Annotated in this window: 21 protein-coding genes; 8 read left to right on the top strand and 13 right to left on the bottom strand. The window is 42.6% G+C overall.

Features of this window, described 5'->3' with window-relative positions:
• Nucleotides 1–197: 197 nt before the first annotated feature.
• From ABHV44_RS05880 to ABHV44_RS05870, 3 genes are all read left to right on the top strand, one after another.
• The gene (locus ABHV44_RS05880) at nt 198–746 is read left to right on the top strand and encodes a hypothetical protein (RefSeq protein WP_459073736.1); all 549 of its coding nucleotides are present in this window, start codon (nt 198–200) and stop codon (nt 744–746) included.
• 74 nt (nt 747–820) lie between these two features.
• Nucleotides 821–1258, top strand: coding sequence for a hypothetical protein (locus tag ABHV44_RS05875; RefSeq protein WP_459073735.1), 438 nt, complete (start codon nt 821–823; stop codon nt 1256–1258).
• A gap of 121 nt (nt 1259–1379) precedes the next feature.
• A complete protein-coding gene (locus tag ABHV44_RS05870) occupies nt 1380–2483 on the top strand; it encodes an FAD:protein FMN transferase (RefSeq protein WP_459073734.1) in 1104 nt (367 codons plus the stop codon).
• 3 nt (nt 2484–2486) lie between these two features.
• On the opposite strand, the gene ABHV44_RS05865 is transcribed toward ABHV44_RS05870, so the two are convergent.
• The 3 genes from ABHV44_RS05865 to ABHV44_RS05855 are packed head-to-tail and all read right to left on the bottom strand — an operon-like array spanning nt 2487 to nt 4589.
• On the bottom strand, nt 2487–2693 hold the full coding sequence (locus ABHV44_RS05865; protein ID WP_459073733.1) for a membrane or secreted protein: 207 nt from the start codon (nt 2691–2693) through the stop codon (nt 2487–2489).
• A gap of 48 nt (nt 2694–2741) precedes the next feature.
• Complete coding sequence (locus ABHV44_RS05860) at nt 2742–3479, bottom strand: GIN domain-containing protein (RefSeq protein ID WP_459073732.1); 738 nt, start codon at nt 3477–3479, stop codon at nt 2742–2744.
• Nucleotides 3480–3482: 3 nt separating this feature from the next.
• A complete protein-coding gene (locus tag ABHV44_RS05855) occupies nt 3483–4589 on the bottom strand; it encodes an acyloxyacyl hydrolase (RefSeq protein WP_459073731.1) in 1107 nt (368 codons plus the stop codon).
• 79 nt (nt 4590–4668) lie between these two features.
• Between ABHV44_RS05855 and mazG the strand changes: the two genes are divergently transcribed.
• Nucleotides 4669–5430 carry a nucleoside triphosphate pyrophosphohydrolase gene (gene mazG, locus ABHV44_RS05850; RefSeq protein WP_459073730.1) on the top strand — a complete coding sequence of 254 codons (762 nt, stop codon included), beginning with the start codon at nt 4669–4671 and terminating at the stop codon, nt 5428–5430.
• Nucleotides 5431–5507: 77 nt separating this feature from the next.
• Here the strand turns inward: mazG and ABHV44_RS05845 are convergent, their stop codons facing one another.
• Together ABHV44_RS05845 and ABHV44_RS05840 are read right to left on the bottom strand one after the other, a co-directional pair.
• Complete coding sequence (locus tag ABHV44_RS05845; protein WP_459073729.1) at nt 5508–5936, bottom strand: FKBP-type peptidyl-prolyl cis-trans isomerase; 429 nt, start codon at nt 5934–5936, stop codon at nt 5508–5510.
• 255 nt (nt 5937–6191) lie between these two features.
• The gene (locus ABHV44_RS05840; protein WP_459073728.1) at nt 6192–7916 is read right to left on the bottom strand and encodes a phytanoyl-CoA dioxygenase family protein; all 1725 of its coding nucleotides are present in this window, start codon (nt 7914–7916) and stop codon (nt 6192–6194) included.
• Between the two features lie 715 nt (nt 7917–8631).
• Here ABHV44_RS05840 and ABHV44_RS05835 point away from each other — a divergent pair.
• Both ABHV44_RS05835 and ABHV44_RS05830 read left to right on the top strand, forming a co-directional pair.
• The gene (locus ABHV44_RS05835; RefSeq protein WP_459073727.1) at nt 8632–9735 is read left to right on the top strand and encodes a slipin family protein; all 1104 of its coding nucleotides are present in this window, start codon (nt 8632–8634) and stop codon (nt 9733–9735) included.
• A 68-nt stretch (nt 9736–9803) separates the two neighbouring features.
• Nucleotides 9804–11210, top strand: a complete 1407-nt coding sequence (locus tag ABHV44_RS05830) for an RtcB family protein (RefSeq protein ID WP_459073726.1) — start codon at nt 9804–9806, stop codon at nt 11208–11210.
• A gap of 72 nt (nt 11211–11282) precedes the next feature.
• Here ABHV44_RS05830 and ABHV44_RS05825 read toward each other — a convergent pair whose 3' ends face one another.
• Complete coding sequence (locus tag ABHV44_RS05825) at nt 11283–12497, bottom strand: DEAD/DEAH box helicase (protein WP_459073725.1); 1215 nt, start codon at nt 12495–12497, stop codon at nt 11283–11285.
• A 572-nt stretch (nt 12498–13069) separates the two neighbouring features.
• Here ABHV44_RS05825 and ABHV44_RS05820 point away from each other — a divergent pair.
• Nucleotides 13070–13522 (top strand): cold-shock protein, encoded by a 453-nt coding sequence (locus ABHV44_RS05820; protein WP_459073724.1) that lies wholly within the window; start codon nt 13070–13072, stop codon nt 13520–13522.
• A 97-nt stretch (nt 13523–13619) separates the two neighbouring features.
• On the opposite strand, the gene ABHV44_RS05815 is transcribed toward ABHV44_RS05820, so the two are convergent.
• The 7 genes from ABHV44_RS05815 to gyrA form a co-directional block, all read right to left on the bottom strand.
• Nucleotides 13620–14234: an invasion associated locus B family protein gene (locus tag ABHV44_RS05815; RefSeq protein ID WP_459073723.1), complete on the bottom strand. Its 615-nt coding sequence runs from the start codon at nt 14232–14234 to the stop codon at nt 13620–13622.
• 69 nt (nt 14235–14303) lie between these two features.
• Entirely contained in the window at nt 14304–14981 is a 678-nt protein-coding gene (locus ABHV44_RS05810) for a response regulator (RefSeq protein WP_459073722.1), read from the bottom strand.
• A 5-nt stretch (nt 14982–14986) separates the two neighbouring features.
• A complete protein-coding gene (locus ABHV44_RS05805) occupies nt 14987–15757 on the bottom strand; it encodes a sensor histidine kinase (RefSeq protein WP_459073721.1) in 771 nt (256 codons plus the stop codon).
• Nucleotides 15758–16489: 732 nt separating this feature from the next.
• Entirely contained in the window at nt 16490–16861 is a 372-nt protein-coding gene (locus ABHV44_RS05800; RefSeq protein ID WP_459073720.1) for a hypothetical protein, read from the bottom strand.
• 41 nt (nt 16862–16902) lie between these two features.
• The gene (locus tag ABHV44_RS05795; RefSeq protein ID WP_459073719.1) at nt 16903–17028 is read right to left on the bottom strand and encodes a hypothetical protein; all 126 of its coding nucleotides are present in this window, start codon (nt 17026–17028) and stop codon (nt 16903–16905) included.
• 253 nt (nt 17029–17281) lie between these two features.
• Nucleotides 17282–18427 (bottom strand): tetratricopeptide repeat protein, encoded by a 1146-nt coding sequence (locus ABHV44_RS05790; protein WP_459073718.1) that lies wholly within the window; start codon nt 18425–18427, stop codon nt 17282–17284.
• 236 nt (nt 18428–18663) lie between these two features.
• Nucleotides 18664–21219: a DNA gyrase subunit A gene (gyrA, locus tag ABHV44_RS05785; protein ID WP_459073717.1), complete on the bottom strand. Its 2556-nt coding sequence runs from the start codon at nt 21217–21219 to the stop codon at nt 18664–18666.
• A 235-nt stretch (nt 21220–21454) separates the two neighbouring features.
• On the opposite strand from gyrA, the gene ABHV44_RS05780 reads away from it, so the two are divergent.
• Nucleotides 21455–24079, top strand: coding sequence for an ATP-dependent Clp protease ATP-binding subunit (locus tag ABHV44_RS05780; protein WP_459073716.1), 2625 nt, complete (start codon nt 21455–21457; stop codon nt 24077–24079).
• The last annotated feature ends 123 nt before the right edge of the window (nt 24080–24202 follow it).

Below are 24202 nucleotides of genomic sequence, written 5' to 3'. Positions count from 1 at the left end.
GTGACTGTCAAAGTCAGTGCCATCGCTTTTGTCTGTGACAAAGGGGCAGGGCATGACCCATTGAAAGAATGCTGGCGGCAATTCTGACAGTTTGAGCATCCATGAATGGACAAAAAGTTAGCATCAGATTTAACAGAAAAATAGAACTACACTTCAGTTTTCTGCTTATTTTTTGATTTCACAATACCACGAAATTTATGTTGGGAGCTCAACTCAAGTACAATCGATACAAAATTAACCGCCAACCCCAGCGAGAGAGTGGCTTTGTAACGGTTTTGCTTAACCTGAGTAATGACGAAAACTTCACTTTTGTAGCCGAGCAGGCAGCCGAAAGAGCTATAAATTGCGGTCTCGAAATTCGTGGGCTATTGCTCGATTTAGATCAAAGAGCCAATGAGAAGGATATCGAACAGCTTTCCAAGCGATTTAGAAATGAGTTGGAAAGCCACGGTTTTAAAGGCGATGCGAAAATTGATGTAGAGAGGAAGTCGTTTCACAAATTGATTGACTCCTATTTTCATGAGTCAGCTCTAATCATTTGCGATAGCGGTTTTACCAACACAGAAAAAAGATGGCGTCATTTTCTTGCGCGCACTGTCGGGTGCGAAATGGTAAGAGTAGAGAAGAGGCGGTCCAACCGGTTTTTTAATCTGGATAAAGTGGTTGAGCGTGTGTCTTCAGAAAAAATCACTCTGCCGGATTTGATGTCGTGGGTCGATCGAGATGTTGATTTGTATTACGCTTAGGTTAAAAGTGTTTGTCTTATCAGATTATTTCTATTTTGGGCTTCCTAAAAATTTAATCCTTAACAAATTTATCTATGGAAGATTCTACTCTCGACTCTAAGTTCAACACAGAAATTGGTCTCACAAGCTACACACTCGATTACTTGCAATCAGCAGCCAAATGGGCAAAGTTTCTGTCGATTGTCGGATTTATAGGTGTTGCTCTGATGGTTTTCTTAGCATTTTGGGTTGGAAATAGCTTTTCTGCGATAGGACGTGGTTTTGGAATCAACCAATTAGGTGGTCTTGTATTCACTATTATTTACCTGGTTCTGGCTGCGGTATATTTCTTTCCTGTATTCTTTCTTTTCAGGTTTTCCAGTAAAGCATTGATAGCAATTAGACGAATCGATCAACATGAAATGGATGAGTCTTTCTCTAACTTGAAGGCAATGTTTCAATATATGGGAATCGTAACGATCGTAGGGTTAACACTGAATATTTTCGGTTACTTGTTCGCAATGGCCATTTGAAATAAAACTAAAGGTATCTCCAGTATTTTTGAGGTTAGTAATTTTTTAAAATGTTTATCTACGATTTGAATGTCCGGCAACAATTATGCGACATTTGCATCGATCGATAAACTCGAATGGTATGAATCGGAGAATAAAGTTTTCATTTGTTTATTCTGCACTTGCTGTATTCGCAATACTAGTATCTAGCTGTGGCGATGGAGGAAAGTCATCGGGAAATCAAAGCGAAGTAGAAAGCGAGATCACTACGCTCAACGGGGAGGCTCAAGGAACCACATACTCAGTTTCCTACTGGGGCACTGATAAAGATTACAAGTCCGAAATTGACTCTATTCTATTGGAGTTCGACAAAGGCATGTCGACCTACCGCGAAGGCTCGCTGATCAATCAAATCAACGACTTCACAAGAACAGACACTGTTTTCGCTTTTTACGACTCCACGAAGTTTATGAGCGTGGTGTTCGAAGTGGCCCGCGAGATTTGGAGAAAAACTGATGGTGCTTTCGACCCTTCAGTTTATCCTCTGGTGCAAGCCTATGGGTTTGGACTAGAAAACAGACAGGAAATGACCCAGGAGAAGGTGGACTCAATTATGGAGTTTACCGGGTTTACTCCGAGCCACATCGAAATGATAGAAGTGGAGAAGGAGCATCTCTACAAAGTTACCTGGATTAGAAAAGGGGTTCCTACAACAAAGATCGACTTCAACGCCATCGCTCAGGGATATTCGGTAGATGTGATTGCCGATTATCTCTTTATGGACGGCATCGAAAATTTCATGGTTGAGATTGGCGGTGAGGTTACCTGTAGAGGCATTAAACCAGATAGCTCTCTTTGGCGCATCGGTATCGATAAACCTATTGAAAATGCTGAGAAAAGAGAACTCGAAGCCATTGTAGAATTGCACAATACTTCAATCGCCACTTCTGGAAGCTATCGGAAGTTTTATGAAAAAGATGGGATAAAGTACTCTCACACTATCGATCCTAAAACCGGTTGGCCTGTTCAACACTCATTGCTAAGCGCAACAGTGATGACACCCTCATGCATGACTGCAGATGCCTATGCAACAGCGTTTATGGTTATGGGAGTTGAAAAGACGAAAGACTTCTTGAGAGCGAATCCAGGGTTAGACCTGGAGGTATTTCTGATCTACGACCAGGACGGCAACTGGGAGACTTTCGCCAGCAAGGGAATGGAAAAAGTGATCCAAAAAATAGAGTAGGAACTAGGCCGCAGCTGTATCCTTATCACCCTGACACTTTTCTTCGGGACGCGCTCCACACACTGAGCAAGAGGCTCCTTCTTCTTGAAGCATCGGGTTGTTGCTGGCGCAAGTGCCGGCAAACTTACCGTCCTTCTTCACAAGAATTTTGATTGCAATTCCAGCAAAAGCTAAAAGTAATAATCCTATGGTGAGCAATACTAACTTCATAATCTGTCCTTTCTGATTGCAAATTTAATACCTTCTTTCGGTTAAAATCTAATCGAGAGGGATAAGTTCACCGCTTCCCTGAATGATTGGCTCCACATTAGCAGATGGGCCTGAATAGTAGATGTTTCCATCTAAACTGATTGAGGCAAAGAGGTATTCCGAAAAGTTTACATAAATGTCATTGACCGAGGAGTTGTTTACAAAAGCCTGCTCAGACTGGAGGTACCTGGCGTCTATCACACCATATCCACCATTGAACAAACCCACTTTTTGCGTTGTACCTGTCAACTTTATGTTTCCAATTCCGGTGTGACAAATCACACTCACCGAATCCGCCTCAAGCGAGAGGTCCACATCGCCAACCCCGTGGTTCTGCTCGTAAAAGAAGACATCCGTTTTAAGTTGGTTGGTCGATTGAATTTTTCCCTGGCCGTAGTTGATGAGAGCACTGAGATCTGAAGTGTGTAGCTCTATGGACACCTTGTTTTTAAAGCTCCTCACAAACCGGCAGGTATTTTCATTATCAATAGTGAGAACGTTTGCTTCTACGTCCGTCACAATTTTATCGAGAAGGTTTTCATTGGCTGTTACAATGGCAAAAGTCGCACTGGTATCTTCAACAATGGTAAGCTCAATGAGATCGTGGAGGTCGATTCTGGTGAAATTTTCCAGGGTTCGCGTTTCTTGGGCAACGTCACCTGCACGTGTAAAGCAGTCTGGTGCATCGGGCTTATTGCAGCTAGCAGTTAGCAGAATCATCGCTATGAAAAAAACACTTTGCTTCATTTGTTAAAATCTGTAACCGAGCCCCAGCTCAAAATGATCGGCAACTGTTATATGAGTTTTTAAATGCAATCCAGCTTCGAGTCTTTCTGTGATCTTGTATCGCAAGCCAAACCGATTGTAGAGAATGCCGTTTCTTTTGTATTCGTCATGAATGTAGAGCCCGGCTTGCAAAAGAATCCTAAATCTGTGGAGGTGAAAAGCATAACCTCCAAAAGCTCCAACGAGTATTTTCTTGCTTGACGGTGTTGGCTGATTCAACTCTGCATCGGGATCTTCGATACCTCCGTTGTAAAATGCATCGAGCCCCACGGCCAACGAGCTTTTTAAAGAGATTCTCTTTTCGATCATGCTACTCAGAGTATAGGTCATACGCTTTCCACTTTTTGGCGGGAAGTTTTCCTTCACTCCAAAGCCTCCATAAACCGATAGGAGGTAAGGGGAAGGCTCTGTCGGGTCAGAGTCGGTTTCAATTCTGTTTCCTTCGCGAGCGGTCCATTTCACGCCCACAAAAACTGAAGGGACATTGTAGCCTAGGTTGGGCTTTTGATAAGCCGCATTCGAAAAATGTGTCAACCTAATGCCCGGAAATATCTTGAGTCGGTTGGATAGCACGATTTCACATCCGGACTCAAGCATCACAGCACCGTTTATCTTCGATCCGATGGCGAAGTTCTTCGAGTTGGTTTCAGGGTCGTAGATTTTTGTCACGTAACCGATTCCAATACCTGGCTTAATGTAGATTCTAAATTTTTCAGATTTATTAAGTGGCAGCAAGATGTAGCTCATGCCGCTATAGGCATTTCCCATCTGGGTGGGGTTGCCAAGATTTGCGGCAAACAATTCAAAACCGAGAGTCGGGTACCGATAAGGCTGGTGCCATGACTTTGACCCGTTGAGTTCTTTCTCGATTGAAAGTGTGATCCCGGATGTGTGTCCCTGAATAAGGTGCCGCATTTGATCTCGGTGAGCAATCACAAAACCACCTTGAGGGGCGGCACTCAATGAAAGTTTCGAGGTCACTTTCTGATTGCTATCTGTCTGCCCAAAAAGCGACATTCCCAGTAACAGTCCCAAGAGTAGAAAAGAGAGTTTGGACATCCAGCTAATCATGGCTCAAAGATATTAGTCTAATCCGTTTAGTTGGCAGAGTCTCTTGTGCAAACTTTATCTTTGACAAAAATTTGAGATCATGGACGAGAAACTGAAAGCTTTTGAGCGACTGCTAAACATCATGGACGACCTGCGGGAGAAATGCCCCTGGGACCGAAAGCAAACCATGGACAGCCTGCGGCATCTCACCATCGAGGAAGTTTACGAACTGACCGATGCCATCCTTGAAAAGGATATGGAAGAGATCAAGAAGGAAATTGGTGATATCTTGCTTCACATGGTTTTTTACTCGAAAATCGCCTCTGAAACAAATGATTTCAATATTGCCGACTCACTCAACGCCATTTGCGACAAGCTGATTTCTCGTCACCCTCATATTTATGGGGATGTGAAAGCCGATGATGAAGAAACGGTGAAAGCCAATTGGGAAAAGCTCAAGCTTAAAGAGGGAAAGAAATCTGTTCTGGAAGGAGTTCCTAACTCGCTTCCGTCTCTTGTTAAAGCAAGCCGCATTCAGGACAAGGCCAGGGGAGTAGGCTTCGATTGGGAAAAAGACAGCCAGGTTTGGGAGAAAGTGGTGGAAGAGCTCAATGAGTTTAAAGAAGAGGCAGACAAAGGGTCGGAGAAAATGGAGGAGGAGTTTGGCGATGTTTTATTCAGCTTGATCAACTTTGCCAGGTTCAAAGGCATCAATCCAGACGATGCGCTGGAGCGAACCAATAAAAAATTCATTTCCAGATTTCAGTATCTCGAGGAACAATCTGCCAAAGACGGCAAAAAAATGGGGGAGATGTCCCTCGAAGAAATGGACAAATACTGGGAAGCAGCTAAGTCAATTTAAGCTCCTATGATAATGACCTACAAAAAAAGCCTGATGGAATTTCCATCAGGCTTTTTTATGTTAATGCAGTTGTCTGCTTACTTAATTTCCAAAACTTCGATATCGAAAACGAGGTCTTTTCCAGCCAATGGGTGATTGGCATCCACAACGATAGCATCGTCTTTTACCTCTTGTACTGTAAGGCGCATTTCCTGTCCTTCAGGAGTTTTCGAAACAAGACCCATTCCTACTTCAGGCTTAATGTCTGGCGGAAGATTGTCTTTAGGCACTTCCTGAATCAGTTCTTTTCTTACATCTCCGTAAGCATCATCAGAGCTGATCTCAAAAGTTTTCTTTTCATTCACTTTCATGTCGATCAGTTCTTTTTCGAACCCTGGGATGATTTGTCCCTGACCGAGAGTGAACTCTAGTGGTTCACGATCTACAGAGCTGTCAAAAACCTCCCCGTTTGAAAGCTTTCCGGTGTAATGCACCTTTACAGTGTCGTTTTCTTTTACTTGACTCATAAAAAATTGCTTTTTGTTATTTGCTGATTCACCAGGGATCAATGATTGTACCGTGGGCCAAAAATGCGGCAAAACCTGACAAATCAATTTTTTGCAAAGGTAAAATTTTAAATTTCAGCTAAATCCACTCAACTGAATCCCAGGGCAGTCAGCACTCTTAGCGATTTAAATAACCTGAATGAGCAAAAGTGTAAATGAGTCAGTCTCGATGTGTTTGACTGTTAATGTGTCAGGTCCGTACTTTTCAATACTGTATTAAATTCTCTCAGCCCATTCCATTCCTTCAGGCAATTCGAGAGGGTTGAATTCAAGGTGAATCACTCTGCGGTTTTTGTGTGACCAAGATTTCGAGGAAGAGTGGAGAAGGAGAGGCTTCATAAACTGAACCCCACCTGGTTGAACTTCGCAAATTTGGGCCTCACTGTTTTCCGTTATCAAAGTCACTTCAGAGTTCGTCAGAATCTTTTTGTGAGAGCCCGGGAGTACTTTTAGTGCACCATTTTTCTCAGTGGTTTGATCCAGATGTATTCTAACGCTAATAGTTTTGTCGAGAATTTCGAAAGGAGGGCGCACTCCGTAATGTGTGTCTTTTTTGGTCCAACCTGAGAATCCATCTTTGTGGTTCTTTTCTTTCACATTGATTGTGGCATCCTGATGCCATGTAACATACCAATTTGATTGAGGAGCTTTGTTGAAATAGATGGCTTTTGTTAACTCAAGCTTTGAGTCGAGTTTTTTTATAACTCTCTTCAGGTTTTCGTTAACACAAACTTTATAGAGGTCAGGTATTTTCTTCATGAGGGACCTTATAGCATAGGTCGATTGTTTATTCATATCCATACTCTCTTCATAGCCCCTTAATATTTTGGCCATTTGTGCCACTTCCTTTCTTGTGTAGATATGATTTATTACTTGATAGCCTCTTGCATTTAGCTTCTTGTCCAGACTCTTAAGCTGTTTATAGTTCAGTTCTGTGTCATATAGGTCCAAAGCGTTTACAAGTTTATCCCTGATCAAACGCTTTAACCTGAGAGGTGAAATTACTTTAATGTAGTCTCCGAAACCTAATATCTCTCTCACCAACTCGAAGTTCGTTTTCACATGAATGGAAATAATGACGCCCTGGTCATTTCTTTCGATCAACTGCTGACTGGAGTGAATAGGCTTTGTTAATACATACGGAGCATTTGCATGACTAATTAGTAATTTTACTTCTTGAGCTTCCTGGCCTTCATTTACAGTTACCCCAACCACATCTTTGAAGAAGTCAGAAATATTACTGATGTGGAAATCCATTACTTCTTCCTGAAGCTCGCTCAATTCCTGAATTCTATCTAGTGCGAGAAGTGTATAGGGGGCACTTTCCTTTTCTTTTCCGAGTACGAACCACCGATTGCGATACTCTTTCAAAAGTGCCGGGTGAAACTTGAAAGTTCGCGGAGTTCTTGCGCGAAAAGATTGGTAAGAAATCCGAAGCGTCTTCTTTTTGATGATTGCGTTATAAATTGGATCTATGTGCTCAAGACCTACCAGTCCTTCATTTTTCTCCAGGTCGATCACTGGTCGCTCGTTTGTCCTTGAAACGTGGACCTTGTCTTCAAGCTTTTGAACCATTCCACTTAGTTCCCGAAAGTGAGTAAACCCTTTAAACTGCTTTAGGATGTCTACAACTTCTGTGAGCTTTCCTAGATCCTGATTGGTAAGTGGAATATTGGTGATGGAGTAGTCCTCGTCTTTATAGGTGTAGAACTTTTTGTCAATGACTATGATCGGAGTATTGTATCCCAGTTTTTCGCTGCGCATCATCTGGATATCCATCTGCACAGTTCTTCGGCTCACGCCCTTATCAATTCCTTCATATTCATAAAGCGCATCAGAACACGCATCAATTAAATCTTCCAAAGTCCACTTCCTGAACCTGTTTCTCAGGCAGTTATCAATGGTTTTGTATCTGATTAAGGCATTGCGGTTGACAGGCATAGCAGAAAATTTTCATGAAAAAATGAAATTAATTTTTACTACGCAAAAAGATTGCGCACTACCTGTTGAGATTTGCTTCGTGATTGAAACAAAGGGATGTAAAGAATAGGAGCAAAGGGGAAGTTTCAAGACCACAAAGAAAGTTCTTTTAATCAGATAAAACATTGTGCTTTCAGCACTAAAGGTCTTCCCCAAAAGGGAAGTGGGACATGAGACCTGGCGTGAGTTTCTGTATAGCTCCGCAGTGCCGGTAACGGTATGCTTCAAAATTGTCCAAACTGTGAGTCGGGGGTTCGAATCCCTCTTCCTTTGACAGGAATAGCTCAGTGGGTAGAGCAACACCAATCCAAAAGGTGGATTTTAATAGACTGTAAATCTATTAACACAACTCAAAGAAGACGTCAACTTCTAAAAATGACACCACTGAAAGCAGCAGACATCGGGTCGGTTGATTAAAGTCTCGACTGAAATCAGCAACCTGGAGATAGCTCAGCAGGTTTGAGGATGTTCTTTTGAAGATCCCATTACTTTTTGAAGAGCCGGTTCTTACGGAGAAGAAGTTCAAATTAGAATGAGTTTCGGACTGTAAAAACCCCTTGACAAAAACTAATGGTTTCTGATGACGAGCACACAAGCCTCCGCGTTTTCCGGGTGATCCGATGTCTCTGCTTTCTATTAAATGAAAATGAAGTTATAAACCATAAATAAACACGCTATGAAAAAGGTGAGAATTAAAGCCGGTCAGATCGGTTTGGTATTTCGTAAAGATGAATTGAAAAAAGTGATCAAAAGAGGCTACCATCGTCTCGGTCTCTTCGATGATCTGGTAGTTTGCGAATTGTCAAAGCGATTTGTGCCAAGCATCGATTTGTCAATTCTTCTGGAGTACGAAGAGTTGAGAGAGAATCTTGACGTGATAGAAGTTGCGGATAACGAAATTGTTATTCAATACGAAAGCGGCAATTTCAACAGAGTTCTCACCGCGGGTGAATATGCATTCTGGAAAGATTACAAAAAGTTCACCTACGTGACGATTGACCTCTCCAAGCCAGAGGTGACTGAAGAGGTGGACGTAAAAACGCTCGCACGTCAAAGTGAACTGCACTTGTACATCCAGTCTTTTGGCGTGAAAAGCTACGAACAAGGTGTGCTTATCATCGATAACAAGATCCGCGAGATCCTGGAGCCAGGTTCATACTACTTCTGGAAGACAAATCAAGCCGTTTCGGTTGAGACTGTTGACCTGCGTCAGCAACAACTGGAAGTGTCTGGTCAGGAAATACTGACTAAAGACAAGGCAGCTTTGCGAATTAACTTCTTCACGCAATATCGAGTGGTAGATGTGAGCAAGGCAGTGATCGACAATAAGGAATACGAAAAGCAGCTCTACATCCTGATGCAGTTTGCCCTGCGTGAATACATCGGTAAGTTGACTTTGGATAACCTGCTCGAGAATAAAGAGGGCATTTCAGAATTCGTGATGGAAACGCTGAAAGAGTCTTCCGAGAAGCTCGGTGTCGAGGTCTGCAGTTGCGGTGTGCGTGATGTGATTTTGCCTGGTGAAATGAAAGAAATTATGAACCAGGTGCTGATCGCACAAAAGAAAGCTCAGGCAAACGTGATTACGCGTAGAGAGGAAACTGCTTCCACAAGAAGCCTGTTGAACACAGCAAAATTGATGGAAGAAAATGACATGCTATTGAAATTGAAAGAGATGGAGTATGTCGAGAAAATCGCTGAAAAAGTTGGCGAGATCACTTTGTCCGGCAACGGTCAAATTCTCAGTCAATTGAAGGGCATCTTCGCCCCTGATAAATGATGGATGAATGGGACCCACAATACGGTGGGTCCCTTATGATTATTAACTTGAAGCAGAATTTTGAAAAGATGGAATCTAATTCAAAACTACTTATAAAAATAGGAATGCCAGAGGGAAAAGCCTTTGGTGAGGCGCTAAAAGCAATCGAAGAGCATTTTCCCGAGAAATCCGAATCAGACTTGAAAATGATACTGAAACCGGTATTGATTTCTCCGGAGCGATACGTGTCTGATTCTAAGGTCGGAAAAATGGCGGAAGCACTTCTCCCACCGGAGGATCAAGTACTTCCTCTTAGAGAAACTCCTGATCTGTACAAGGTCTATGGAGCTGAAGGGATTGAAGCAGGCGCATTGAGTCAGATCGATGTGGCTATGAGATTGCCGATTGCTAAAGCCGGAGCCTTGATGCCAGATGCTCACCAGGGTTATGGATTGCCGATTGGTGGTGTTTTGGCTACTGAAAATTCTGTAATCCCTTATGGAGTGGGAGTGGACATCGGTTGTAGAATGTGCATGTCAATCTATGAACTACCGGAATCGATGATCGACACAGAAAGAGAAGGCTTGAGAAAGATGCTGATCGACAACACAAAGTTTGGTCGTGAATTTTTCAAGAGGCCAAAGGATCACGAAATCCTGGAACACGAACTTTTTAAGGACATTAAAATAATTCGTGATTTGAAAGATCGTGCAGCAAGTCAGATCGGTTCTTCCGGAGGAGGAAATCACTTTGTGGAATTCGGTGTAACTGAAATCCTTGATGAAAACAATGAATTCAATCTGCCGGTCGGACGTTATCTCGCTCTGCTTTCTCACTCAGGATCCAGAGGGCTGGGCGCAAACATCGCCCGTCACTACACCAAAATTGCCATGGAAAAGTGCAAGCTTCCGAAAGAAGCAAGGCACCTGGCGTGGCTAGATCTGGATTCGGAAGAAGGGCAGGAGTACTGGCGTGCTATGAACCTTGCCGGTGATTATGCTTCGGCATGTCACCACCAGATTCACGATCGGATGGCAGTTGGTTTACGAACTGATCCTGTGGCGATGGTAGAAAACCACCACAACTTCGCCTGGAAAGAAAAGGACAGGGAAGGAAACGAGATCATCGTTCACCGAAAAGGTGCAACCCCTGCAGGTAAAGGAGTTTTGGGAATAATCCCCGGATCGATGACTGCTCCTGGCTTTATCGTTAGAGGACGAGGTGATGAAGCCTCGATCAATTCAGCGGCACACGGAGCCGGAAGAAACATGTCCAGAACTCAGGCAAAGAAAACGCTGAATAAAAAGGAGGTAACCAACCATCTTAAAGAAGCAAATGTAGAGGTGATTGGATCTGGCCTGGATGAGGCACCAATGGCTTACAAGAACATCAACGATGTGATGGAATCACAGAAAGATCTGGTCGATGTCATCGGGAAATTTCAACCGAGGATTGTGAGGATGTGTGGCGACAAGAGGTTTCACGAAGTGGACTAAGTTTCCTAGAAATTAAAAAAGCCCTGTTCCGAAATCGATCGGAGCAGGGCTTTTGATTATTTTCCAGTCAAACTAGTTGACGAAGGTGTAGGCTTTTCCAGCTTTCCCAGCGCGGCCGGTTCGACCAATTCTGTGGATGTAACTGTCAAAAGTCATCGGGATCTGGTAGTTGATCACGTGAGTGACATCTGAAACATCAATTCCTCTGGCAGCTACGTCTGTAGCTACCAATACTTTTACCTGTCCGTTTTTGAATTTCGACAGTGCTCGTTGACGCTGGCTTTGACTCTTGTTTCCGTGAATTTGATCGGAGCTAATGCCGGCCTTGTTCAATTGATCACACAGCTTGCTCACTCTTCTTTTGGTCTCATCAAATACAAGTACCTTCTCGAAAGTTTTGTCCGAAACCATGTCTATCAACGTCTTGAGCTTGTCTTCACCGACCTGAAGTTTTATCACTTCCTGGTCGATGTGATCGCCAGTTGCTTCACCGGTGCTCACTTTAACTGTCACAGGGTTGTGCAAGGTGTTGTCAATCATCTGTTGCTGCGTTTTGTCCAGCGTTGCAGAGAAAAGCATAGTCTGCTTTCGTTGCTGCATCGATTTGATAATCGACTTCACATCGTTGATGAACCCCATGTCGAGCATTCGGTCGAACTCATCCAAAACCAGTGTATTGAATTGTCTGAGATCGAGAGCTCTTCTCTTCTCTAAATCGAGTAAGCGACCAGGAGTGGCCACTACCAAATGAACCGATCTGCGGAGAGATCCAATGTCCTTGTTAATGTTTGTTCCACCGATGAGGCAGGCGCTGAAGAATCCCATTCCGCGGGTCATGCTTTTGAATTCATCGTCTACCTGAACAGCGAGTTCTCTTGTGGGAACCACTACCAGAGCGAATGATTTCTTTCTGTTTTGCTGAAGTTGCTCGATGATGGGCATAAGAAAAGCTCCTGTCTTTCCAGTTCCTGTTTGGGCAATTCCGAGGATATCGCGTCCTTCCAGAAGGCTTTCCAGGGTTTTATCCTGAATTTCAGTTGGTTTTTCAAATCCTTTCTTAGACAGGCACTGCTTGAGTTTTGGGCTCAATGGCATGTCTTCAAATGTCCTTGTAGACTCGTAGTCAATAACTTCAACGTCAGACGCTTTGCGTTGCAAAAGAGCGGGATTGAGGTTCGAAGGTTTTGCTTTACTCTTGGTGTTTCTGCGGTTGTTGAAACCACCTTGTGTACGCTTTCCACCATTAAAAGGCTTGTTGCTGCGCTTTTTCTTAAAAGATTGTTGCATATAAATTTGCTGGCAACTTCGATATGTTTTTTAAATCGAGCTGCGTTCTTGTTTTGCCTTATTCACGCGCTGAAAAAAGGCCTGTTAAAAAGTGTAGGGAAAAAGTTTTATGACAACCCTAAAATCAATGCGCGGAGTGATCTTCGAGGTTACTTTACAATTTTCTGCTGCTCCAAATTGGGCAGTGCTGCACAAACGAACTTTTCCAGGTCGTTGCTCTTAGCCGATACAGAAAGTAAAGATGATGAAATCCGATTTTAGCCGGAGAGCTATCTTGACAGAACGTCAACTAAGAATTGGCGCAAATGTAGTTCAAATTAATGACCGAATTACATTTTCTTTTTAAAAGCCCTAATAGAGAGGCTTTTAGACAGTTAGGAGTCGAGCGTATTTATCTCTATCTTTGCTCCATCGAAAAATGCTTACAATCCCTTCAGGCAAGTAACTCCTACTGTTCGGTTTCTGCCGAAAATTGCGGTCAATTCTCTCTGATCGATTTCTGCATTTTCCCTTCCTTAAACTGTTTCGGTTAAACAGTTTGCAAGTAATTTATATTCATCAAAAAACAGTTAATGGGTAAGTCTCAAGAAAGTTTTAGTAAGAAAGAACGCGAAAAGAAAAAAGCCAGAAAGAAGAAAGAAAAGCTGATGCGCAAAGAAGAGCGCAAAGCCAGAGCTGAAGAAGGCGAGGGGCCAGGAGAGTTCGCCTACGTTGACGAATACGGCAACTTATCAGACACTCCACCAGACCCCAAGAAAAAAGAGGAAATTGATGCCGATGACATTGTGATCGGTGTACCTAAAAAATCTGAGTTGGAAGCTCAGGACCCTGTAAAAAAAGGAACTGTAGCATTCTTCAATGATGAAAAAGGATACGGTTTTATCAAGGAAAAGGGTGGCGAGCAAAAGTACTTTGTTCACGTCACTGGACTTCTGGAAGATGTCTACGAAAATGACAGGGTATCTTTTGAACTTGAAAAAGGTCCTAAAGGATTGAACGCAGTCAAAGTGAAAAAACTCCTTTAGTCAGTTCGTTCCAAAGCAAAAGAAGATGAAAAAGCACAGCCGACAAGCTTCAAAAGCTGACGGACTGTGCTTTATTGTTTTTAAGAAGGACTCAGGCCTAATCCTTTTTTCGAGCGTCAATCTTGTTGTCCACGGTCATGTTAATTGACCCTTCTATAGGAATACTGTCTTCGTTTTTAATATCCATTACTTTCCCACCAGTACCTTCGAACTCGATGTCGAGCTCAAGAGATTCTTCATCGAGCTGGTTGATTGTGAGGCTTCCCTGCTTCAAAACCACCTGATCACGAACATCATCCTTGTTGTAAAAACCCACCATAGTGACCCTGGCGTAGGGTCTCGCTTTAGGGTTAGCCTGGTCAACTTCAATTGTCAACGGCCTGGTTTCATAAACCTGAGGGCCTGTCAGCAGAACCATTACGTATCTGTCATCAGATGCATTTGTAAGACGAAGCGAAATGCTCTCATCTGTGTAGGTTAGTTCGGTTTTATTCTTCCGAAATTCTGTGATAGAAAACTCCTGATCGTCAATTTTTATTTGTGCTTCGCCAGTGAGGAGCTCTTCGCGGATTTCTTTCTTTGGCTTTTCTTCTGTCTCATTTTCTACAGCTTCTTTTTCTGTAGAAGATGTCTCATTGTTCTTTGAATCTGATCCACAGGAGAGTAAAAACATTAAACTCGCGAATAGTAAAACTTTGGTAAGAGTGTTCATAATGAGTTGGATTGATTAAGTAGTTAAATTTATTTTCTTTTTGTGTTTCTGTTAATTAGTGGCAAACAGTTAACTTGATTTACCGCTCGACACAAGGTTGTTACTAAGTGCGTACATGACCAGGCCAACCCTGGATTTGACACCCAACTTCTCGAAAACCCTTGCACGGTAGCCATCGATTGTTTTAATACTCAAACACATCTTATCGGCAATTTGCTGATAGGTGTCTTCAGAACAGGCCAGATCGATGAACCTTAATTCTTGTTCGCTCAATTCATGTTGAGGCATTATGCTTTTCTCTGGTTTTTGGAGAATTTCAACCAGCTTACTTGCCAATTCATTGTTGAAGTAATTTCCGTTCGTAATCACAGATAGCAGAGCTTCATGTAATTCAGATGGTTCTACGTCCTTACTCAAATAGCCATTTGCACCCGCTTTCAGCATGCGAATAATGGTGGATTCGTCATTCTTCATGGTAAGAGCCAGGACTTTGAACTTGTATCCAAACTCGCGAATTTTAATGGTTGTTTTCACACCGTCCATCACAGGCATATCGACATCGAGAATTACGATATCAGGTAGAGAGTTCTCAGAAAGCGAAGCCAAGAATTCTTTGCCGTTTCCAGCTTCTGAAATCACTTTGAAATTGGCGTCTACACTTTCAACTAAGTTTCGCAGCCCCTTTCGGAACAGCTGATGATCGTCAACAACTGCGATTTTAACCACCTTGTTTTCAGGTTCAGACATGAGAGTTATTTTGGCAGAGTTATTTCGATAAAAGTACCGCTATTTGGAGAACTATCAATCGAATACTTTGCTCCAATAATCTTACAACGCTCTTTTATATTCCTTAATCCATTGCCTCCAGATTTGTTTTTTTGATGGCCATTGTTTGCTAACATCATCCCAATGCCATCATCTTTCACCGATAGTTTGAAGGAACCTTCATTTGCCTCTAGCTTTACTTCAGCCTCGCTGGCCTCAGAATGCTTCAGAATATTGTTGATCATTTCCTGAAACATACGATAAACAAAAATAGAGTAGTGGGGAGGAGGCGTGAAATCTTTAATGTCGTTTATGAACTGAACCTTGATATATCCTGAAGCATTCACCCTGTTGACATCCCTGGAAATCTTCTCGGCAAGACCGATCTTTTCAATCTTATCTCCTTGTAGGGAGGATGAAAGCTCTCGGATATCCTGAATCATTTGTGTGAGTAATTCCTTGGACTCAATCACTTTTAGTTGATCGTCCTTTTCGAGGTTTGCCGAAAGCAGATTCAAATTGATTTTTATGAGCGAAGCAACCTGCCCAAAGTTGTCATGCAGGTCGCGGGAAATATCTGTGAGAGTCTGTTCCCGAATTTCAACTTCCGTTTGCAGAATGGCACGCTGGTACTGTTGACGCTCTAGCTGAAACTTAATTTGCGACTTACGATACGAGACGACAAAGAGGATGATGAAAAGAACCATTATACTGAAAAGTGCGGTTCCAACGTAAAGTGGTAGCAAGTCTTCAGTCATCGGTCAAGAGTTAATATTTTACGTGACTTTGCGTCCTTAATGAAGCTAACGAGATATGAAACGTAAAGTATGATAATTCCCGCTGAAAGGAGGTAAGTTGGAAAGTAGGAAGGAGTATCAATTCCAGCCGAGTCGTAATATTGTTTAAAGGTTAAAAAACAGAAGTTTACAGAGTAGAAAAGGAGATTTCCTGAGACAAACCAAAATGGTGGAAACTCGATGATGTTCTGTTCTGAAGGGAATCGAAGCAAATACCTGAAATACAGCAATGAAGAAACAATGACGAGTGAAGCTGTTAACATTATGTTGAACGATGGAAACGAGTGAAGCCCCTGGTAAAACAAACTATTTAAAGTTTCTATTAGGACGAAAACCAAAGATACATACAGAACAATATTTCCTATCAAAATTGATTTTCGGAAAAGCCTTTTGTAGATCAAGCCAAAATAGAGAGCACTTGCTATTGCAAAGGCATGGAAAAGAGGAAGGTTAGTAGTGACCCAGTCAAAAGGTAGGACCATATAGTTTTGCACGAATGCACTAAACAATGTGAGCTGCACAGCTAGCTTGTTAAAGCCAGAAAGCTTTCGGTACTTGAGAAGGCCGTAAATTCCGACAACAGGATCAACACCATATAGAAATATGAAATATACCTTGTATTCACAATGACTCCAAGGTAAGAGTGTATGCTAAATATAAGCATGAGTGGGGACAATAAAATTCTTATTAATGCTACTCGGAATCGTTAAGACCAAATTCGTCTCTGTAATTTGCCGTACATGCTTTTGGACAGGGGTCACCATATTCAAAAACCAAATCGGTGATCAGATTATTTTGATCGTCAATTCCTGCCAGGGCAAATGAGAAGAATTGATCAGCTGGCTGTTTATTCTCATCTTCAGGCCTCACAATGGGCATTATGAATAACTCCGTAATATTCTTTCCTGTTTGGTTGAGTAAGTCCTCAATCCCTTCTTTGGTATATCTTATACCGTGCAATGTTTCGATTTTTCCATCTACCGAAGTTTTAAGTGCTGCTGGATTCTTGCGATACAATTCAGCTAATTTTTTTACCAGATCCCAGGGTATTTTATCTGATGCCATAGTTGAGAGTGTTGTTAAAAAGCAGAAGTAATTACTGAGGACTATTTCAAATACTGTGAACTTTTCACCTTGCGATTGTAATAAATTCTGAGCAGGGTTTTGGCAACGGCAAGGTCTTTTTCATAGTTTACTCTGTACCCGCTGTCTGGAAGTTTATGTTTGTTCATGTGGAATAGGCGTTTCAATGTATGTGCGAATGTAACTTAGCTGTTTCAATACTTCAGAGTAAAAAATCAATAAGGGGAAAAATCCTGTATTCGGTTTAGGGGTGAAATCTCAAAACCGGTACTCGGAAGATACATAATTAACATTATGTTAAATAGGTGATTTTAATCTGAGCGCCTATCTCTATCATCTGCAAACAAAAAGCCCGATAAGATCAACTCACCGGGCTTCTTTATGAAAACTAAAATGGGATTTCTACTTTTCAGCAGGTTCTATCCCGAGTTCCTTTTGAATCGCTTTGTATTTTTCGTCCTGATTGGTTCTGGCATAAATAGCCATCAGTGAACGCAACGTGTTCTCGTCTTCCGGCTCAAGCTCTTTTGCTTTTTCCAAATAAGGAACTGCCTTTTTAAAGATGTCTTTCGCTTTAGCTACTTCAGCTTCGTATTTCTTTTGTTGGCTCGGTGGAATTTCTCCAGCTGCCTGAATGATTTCTACTCCACTGTTGTAGTAAAGAATTCCGAGGTTGAAGTTAGCATCAAAGTAATCTGGGTCTATTTCCAGTGCTGATTTATATGCTTCAACAGCTTTTTCATCTTCTTCTAATTCATCGTAAACTACTCCAAGTGCATAGAATAAATTTTTATCCTCTGGATTTTTCTCTATGGCTTCGTTTAGACGACTTTTGGCTTCGTCAAACATTTGATTCGATAGATAGTAGTTGAGCTCTTCTCTTAGTAGCGCTTCGTCTTCAGGGTATTTCTTTCTCGCGTCCTTAACGGTTTGTAGCGCAGCATCCTCATTGCCTTGCTGACGCTGAATGCTCGCGATCAACATATAGACAGTTGGAACGTTGTAATTGATCTCTGCTGCCCTTTGGTAGCCAACGAGAGCCGAATCAAGGTTCCCCATTTTTTCATACGACAAAGCCGTGTTGTAAATGGCGAGTGAGTCAATCATATCGAAGTGATTGGTTATCTCTTTAGAGATCTGAAATTTCTCAATAGCAGATTCGTACTCTTTTGATGAGAAGTCGGCAATTCCAGAGTTAACAGCTATCACTCTCAGTTGCTGAAGTCCAGCCTGGATGACATCTTCGTAGTTAGAGCCCATTTCGAGAGCCTTCATGTACGATTTCTGAGCTTTGCCTAAAGCCTGTGGAAATTGATTGCGAAGTTGTTCGTCTTCAGACTTCACAATATTCAGGTAAATGTTCCCACGGTATCTCCAGGTTTTTTCTTTGCCCGCTGCTCTGTCGTTTTCAATGGCCTCTTCAATATACTTTGCCGCAGCTGCATAGTCTCCGTCATCGTTCGCATTATAAGCTTTGGTAACTTCTGGCTGTGCCCAGGCTGCCACTGTCACGAACATCAAGGTCAGTACAAATAGTGATTTCTTCATCGGTCAATTAATTTGTTTTTTAAATGATCTTTTTTGTTCCAGGCGAAATGCAGTAAATCTTAACTGCATACGCCATTTTATCATCGGATGTAAAATTATGAATTATTCCACAGCCCAAAAGGCAAATACTTTGCCAATTCCAAAAAGTGGCTGCTTCCAGAGCCCTTAATCAGTTCAAAAAAAAAGCCTCCTGAAAAATCTTTCTCAGGAGGCCTTGTCAAATATTTCTGAAGACTTTAATCTTCGCTGTTTTCGTTTTCTTCGTTTTCAGATGAATCGGGTGATGGATTTTCACCCTCATCGCCAATTACATCATCTGCAACGTCTTCTATTTCTTCTTCATTTTCTTCGGAAACTACTTTGCAAACAGCAGCTATCTCGTCAGAGTTTTTCAAGTTGATAAGTCTCACACCCTGTGTGTTACGGCCCATTACTCTCATCTCAGAAACGTTCAGCCTAATCGTGATTCCTGATTTGTTGATAATCATCAAATCGTCCTCGTCAGTCACGTTTTTAATGGTGATAAGACTTCCTGTTTTATCCGTAACGTTAATGGTTTTCACACCTTTTCCACCACGGTTAGTGATGCGATAATCTTCGAGAGAACTGCGTTTACCATATCCTTTTTCAGAAACTACCAGAACTGAAGTTTCCGGATCTTCAACGCAAATCATTCCGATCACTTCGTCTTTATCGTGAGCCAGGGTCACTCCCTTCACTCCCTGTGCAGTTCTACCGACTGCGCGAACTTTGCTTTCGTGGAAACGGATGGCTTTTCCGCTTTTCAATCCAAGCAAAATTTCATTGTCCCCATTGGTCAACTTAGCTTCTAGAAGCTCATCGTTGTCGCGGATCGTAACTGCATTAATTCCATTAGAACGTGGACGACTGTAAGCTTCAAGAGAAGTCTTTTTCACCAGTCCTTTTTTCGTTCCTAGAATTACATTGTATTGGTTCACATAATCCTCGTCTTTCAGGTCTTTCACTGAAATGTAGGCCATGATCTTGTCGTCCTGCTCAATATTGATCAGGTTTTGGATAGCACGACCTTTTGAAGTTTTTGATCCTTCTGGAATTTCAAAAATCCTCATCCAAAAACATTTTCCTTTCTGGGTGAAAATCAACAACCAGTTATGGTTTGTGGCAGTGAAAATGTGCTCGAGGAAGTCTTCGCTTCTGGTGGTACTACCACGGGAGCCCACTCCTCCTCTACTTTGTGTTTTATACTCTGTAAGTTGAGTTCTTTTAATGTATCCGGCATGTGAGATGGTAACAACTACCGATTCATCCGGAATCATGTCTTCGATGCTCAGGTCAGCAGAAGAGAACTCAATTTGTGATCTTCTTTCATCACCGTACTTATCGGCCACTGCCTGTAGTTCATCTTTGATGATCTGCATACGCAATCCTTCATCAGCGAGGATAGACTTCAGATATTTGATGGTTTCCATCAGCTCTGCATACTCCTCTTTGATCTTGTCTCTCTCGAGTCCAGTGAGTTTCTGAAGACGCATATCGAGAATTGCTCTCGCCTGAAGCTCCGACAATTCAAACTTCTCCATCAAGCCGGTTCTGGCTTCTTCTGGGTTTTTAGACGCTCGAATCAAAGAAATCACCTCGTCCAGATTGTCAAGTGCAATGAGCAACCCTTCGAGAATATGCGCTCTGTCTTCTGCTTTCTTGAGCTCAAACTTGGTTCTTCTCACAACTACTTCGTGGCGATGCTCCACAAAGTGTGAAATAAGCAGCTTGAGATTCAGCATCTCTGGGCGACCTTTCACAAGCGCAATGTTGTTTACAGAGAATGATGTCTGGAGAGCAGTGTATTTGAAAAGCTTGTTGAGAACGACATTTGGAATGGCATCTCTCTTCAGTTCGTAAACGATCCTCATTCCATGACGATCTGATTCATCGCGAATTTCACGAATGCCATCGATCTTCTTGTCATTTACCATGTCGGCCGTCTTCTTGATCATGTCGGCCTTATTAACAAGGTATGGAATCTCTTCAACGATGATTGATTCGCCACCAGCTTTGGTTTCTTCAAAACGAGTTTTGGCACGAACTACTACTCTACCTCTACCGGTTTCAAATGCTTCTTTAACCCCTTCTACTCCATAGATGACACCACCTGTCGGAAAGTCAGGAGCTTTCACGTGCTCCATCAATCCTTCAATAGATATGTCGTTGTCATCAATGTATGCAATAGTTCCATCTACAACTTCGCGAAGATTGTGTGGAGGCATGTTTGTAGCCATCCCTACCGCAATTCCGCTTGCTCCATTCACCAAAAGACTCGGCAGCTTTGCCGGAAGCACTGACGGTTCTTTTAGTGAGTCGTCAAAGTTGTAAACGAAATCTACGGTATCCTTGTCGAGGTCCGAAAGCATTTCTTCTGCAATCTTTTGCAGTCGAGCCTCGGTGTAACGCATTGCTGCCGGACTGTCACCATCGACAGATCCGAAGTTACCCTGTCCGTCTACCAGTGGGTAGCGCAGAGACCAGGTTTGGGCCATACGGACCATAGTATCGTACACGGCTGTATCTCCGTGAGGGTGGTACTTACCGAGCACCTCACCGACAATTCTTGCCGACTTTTTATAGCTCCTTGATGCGAGAAGACCGAGGTCTTCCATTGCAAATAGAATCCTCCGGTGAACGGGCTTCAAGCCATCTCGAACATCGGGGAGCGCACGCGAAACGATAACGGACATCGAATAATCGATGTAGGCCGATTTCATTTCATCTTCTATGTTAATAGGAATTATTCTTTCTCCTTCTCCTTCTGCCATATCGTCTTATTTCTATTTTTTGCACAAATATTGAAGTGCACAAATGCAAGCAGCTAAAATATGGCTTTTGAGTCGCTCGTTAACCTTTTTAGAGCGCTAAATTTTTCACAAAATTCTGTGGATAACAACCCGGTCGGAATAGACCTACAAGCATTAGAGAATATAATTTTGAAAATGGGTGCTCGAAGCCTTAAATTTAGCAAATCAACACAACACTAAAATAGGAGAACGTTTTATGGAAGCGAAATTTTCACCACGTGTGAAAGATGTCATCACCTACAGTCGCGAAGAGGCTCTGAGACTGGGCCATGGCTACATTGGTGTGGAGCACCTTTTGCTCGGAATTATCCGGGAAGGTGAAGGTACGGCTGTGAAAATCCTCGAGGGATTGAATGTTGACCTTCAAAAGTTGAGAAAATTTGTGGAAAACTCAATACAATCAAACACCACAAAAAGCACTGTTCAGGGAAACATCCCGCTCGTGAAACAGGCAGAAAAGATTTTGAAAATCACATATCTGGAAGCGAAAATCTTCAAGAGTCCAATAATTGGAACTGAGCATTTGCTACTGTCTATCCTCAAGGATGAAGACAATGTAGCTACTCGCACCCTAATGCAATTCAACATCGACTACGATGTTGCAAAAGAAGAATTTGAAATGATTTTACAAGAAGATTCTGATATGGATATCCCACGTTCGGAGTTTCCTGGCTCGGCTCAGGATGACGATGACGATCGCGGATTCTCTGGCGGCTCCGGAGGAGGAAACCCCAAGAAAGGTGATAGCAAAAGCAAAACCCCTGTCTTGGACAACTTTGGCCGTGACCTCACAAAACTGGCTGAGGAAGATAAGCTCGACCAAATTGTCGGACGCGAAAAGGAGATCGAGAGAGTTTCTCAGATCCTTTCCAGGAGAAAGAAAAACAACCCGATTCTGATCGGTGAACCTGGCGTTGGTAAATCGGCCATTGCCGAAGGACTTGCGCTTAGAATTATCCAGAAGAAAGTCTCTAGAGTTTTGTTCGATAAAAGAATTGTGACTCTTGATGTGGCTTCACTCGTTGCAGGTACAAAGTATCGCGGTCAGTTTGAGGAACGCATGAAGGCTGTGATGAACGAATTGGAAAAATCACCAAACGTGATTCTCTTCATCGATGAGCTGCACACGATTGTAGGTGCAGGTGGCGCAAGCGGTTCGCTTGATGCGTCAAACATGTTTAAACCAGCACTGGCCCGTGGTGAAATTCAATGCATTGGAGCCACTACACTCGATGAGTATCGCCAGCACATTGAAAAAGACGGAGCTCTCGAGAGAAGATTCCAAAAAGTGATTGTAGAACCTACTACAATCGAACAGACAGAAACAATTCTGCACAATATCAAAGACAAGTACGAAAGCCACCACAGCGTAGACTACACTGACGAGGCGATAAAAGCTTGTGTTACTTTGACCACGCGCTACATGACCGATCGATTCTTGCCGGACAAGGCGATCGATGCGCTCGATGAAGTTGGTGCAAGAGTTCACCTCAAAAACATCAAAGTCCCTAAAGAGATTGTCGAGATCGAAGAAGACATCGAGGACATCAAGGATGAAAAGACTCAGGTGGTTCGCAGTCAGAAATACGAAGAGGCTGCAAAACTTCGCGACAAAGAGCGTCAGCTAATCGAAAAACTCGATGCGGCCAAAAAACGCTGGGAAGAGGAAACGAAAACCCACAGAGAAACGGTTACCGAAGAGCACGTAAGTGAAGTTGTGGCGATGATGACAGGTGTTCCTGTACAGCGAATTGCAGAGAAAGAAAGTGGCCGTCTCGCTCGCCTCGATCAGGAACTGAAAGGAAAAGTAATCGGTCAGGAAACGCCTATTCAAAAGGTAGCCAAGGCCATTAAGAGAAATCGTGCCGGATTGAAAGATCCGAACAAGCCGATTGGTTCTTTCATTTTCCTTGGACCAACTGGTGTCGGTAAAACACAGCTCGCCAAGGAACTTGCTAAATACATGTTCGACAGTGAAGATTCTCTCATCAGAATCGACATGAGTGAGTACATGGAGAAATTTGCAGTGTCTCGTCTGATTGGAGCGCCTCCGGGATACATCGGTTACGAAGAAGGTGGACAGCTGACAGAAAAAGTTAGAAGACACCCCTACTCGATTATCCTGATGGATGAGATCGAGAAAGCTCACCCAGACGTTTTCAATCTGCTGTTGCAAGCTTTGGATGACGGTGTACTCACTGATAGCTTGGGTCGTAAAATCGACTTTAGAAACACGGTGATGATTATGACATCAAACCTCGGTGCTCGTCAACTTCAAGATTTCGGTACAGGTGTTGGTTTCGCAACTGCGGCCAAATCTGCCAAGCTTGAAGACGACCGAAAAGGAGTTATCGAAAATGCAATGAAAAAAGCATTCTCTCCAGAATTCCTGAACAGGATTGATGACATTGTGGTATTCAACTCTTTGACAAGAGAACACATCCACGAAATCATCGACCTCGAACTCGAAAAGCTTTTCGTTCGCGTGAAGGAACTTGGTTACACCATCGAACTCACGGATAAAGCCAAAGATTACATTGCTGACAAAGGCTTTGATCAGAAGTTTGGTGCACGACCTCTAAAACGCGCCATCCAGAAGTATCTCGAAGATCCTTTGGCAGAGGAAATCATCAATGCCAACCTCAAAGAAGGTGACTCAATTTTGGTTGACTACGACAAGAAAAACGAGGAAATAAAAGTGAAGATAACCCCTGGAAAAGGCGATAAGAAAAAATCGACTGACACTAAGTCGAATGCCAAATCCAAAGGTGAGGACAATGAAAAAGAAGAATCTACTGAATCGAAAGACAGCAAAGATTAACTCAAATCATATTTAAACTAAAGGGCTGCCCAATTGGGTGGCCCTTTTTTTTGAATTAGACGTAGGTTTTAACACACATCTGTTCGAAACGAAATGTTTCCGAATACAATTCCTCTTTTTCTT

Origin of the sequence: Halocola ammonii, from assembly GCF_049334165.1 — a bacterium.
Taxonomy (GTDB): Bacteria; Bacteroidota; Bacteroidia; order Flavobacteriales_D; family Sanyastnellaceae; genus JBEGHD01.
This window is presented reverse-complemented; position numbering and strand designations above follow the sequence as displayed.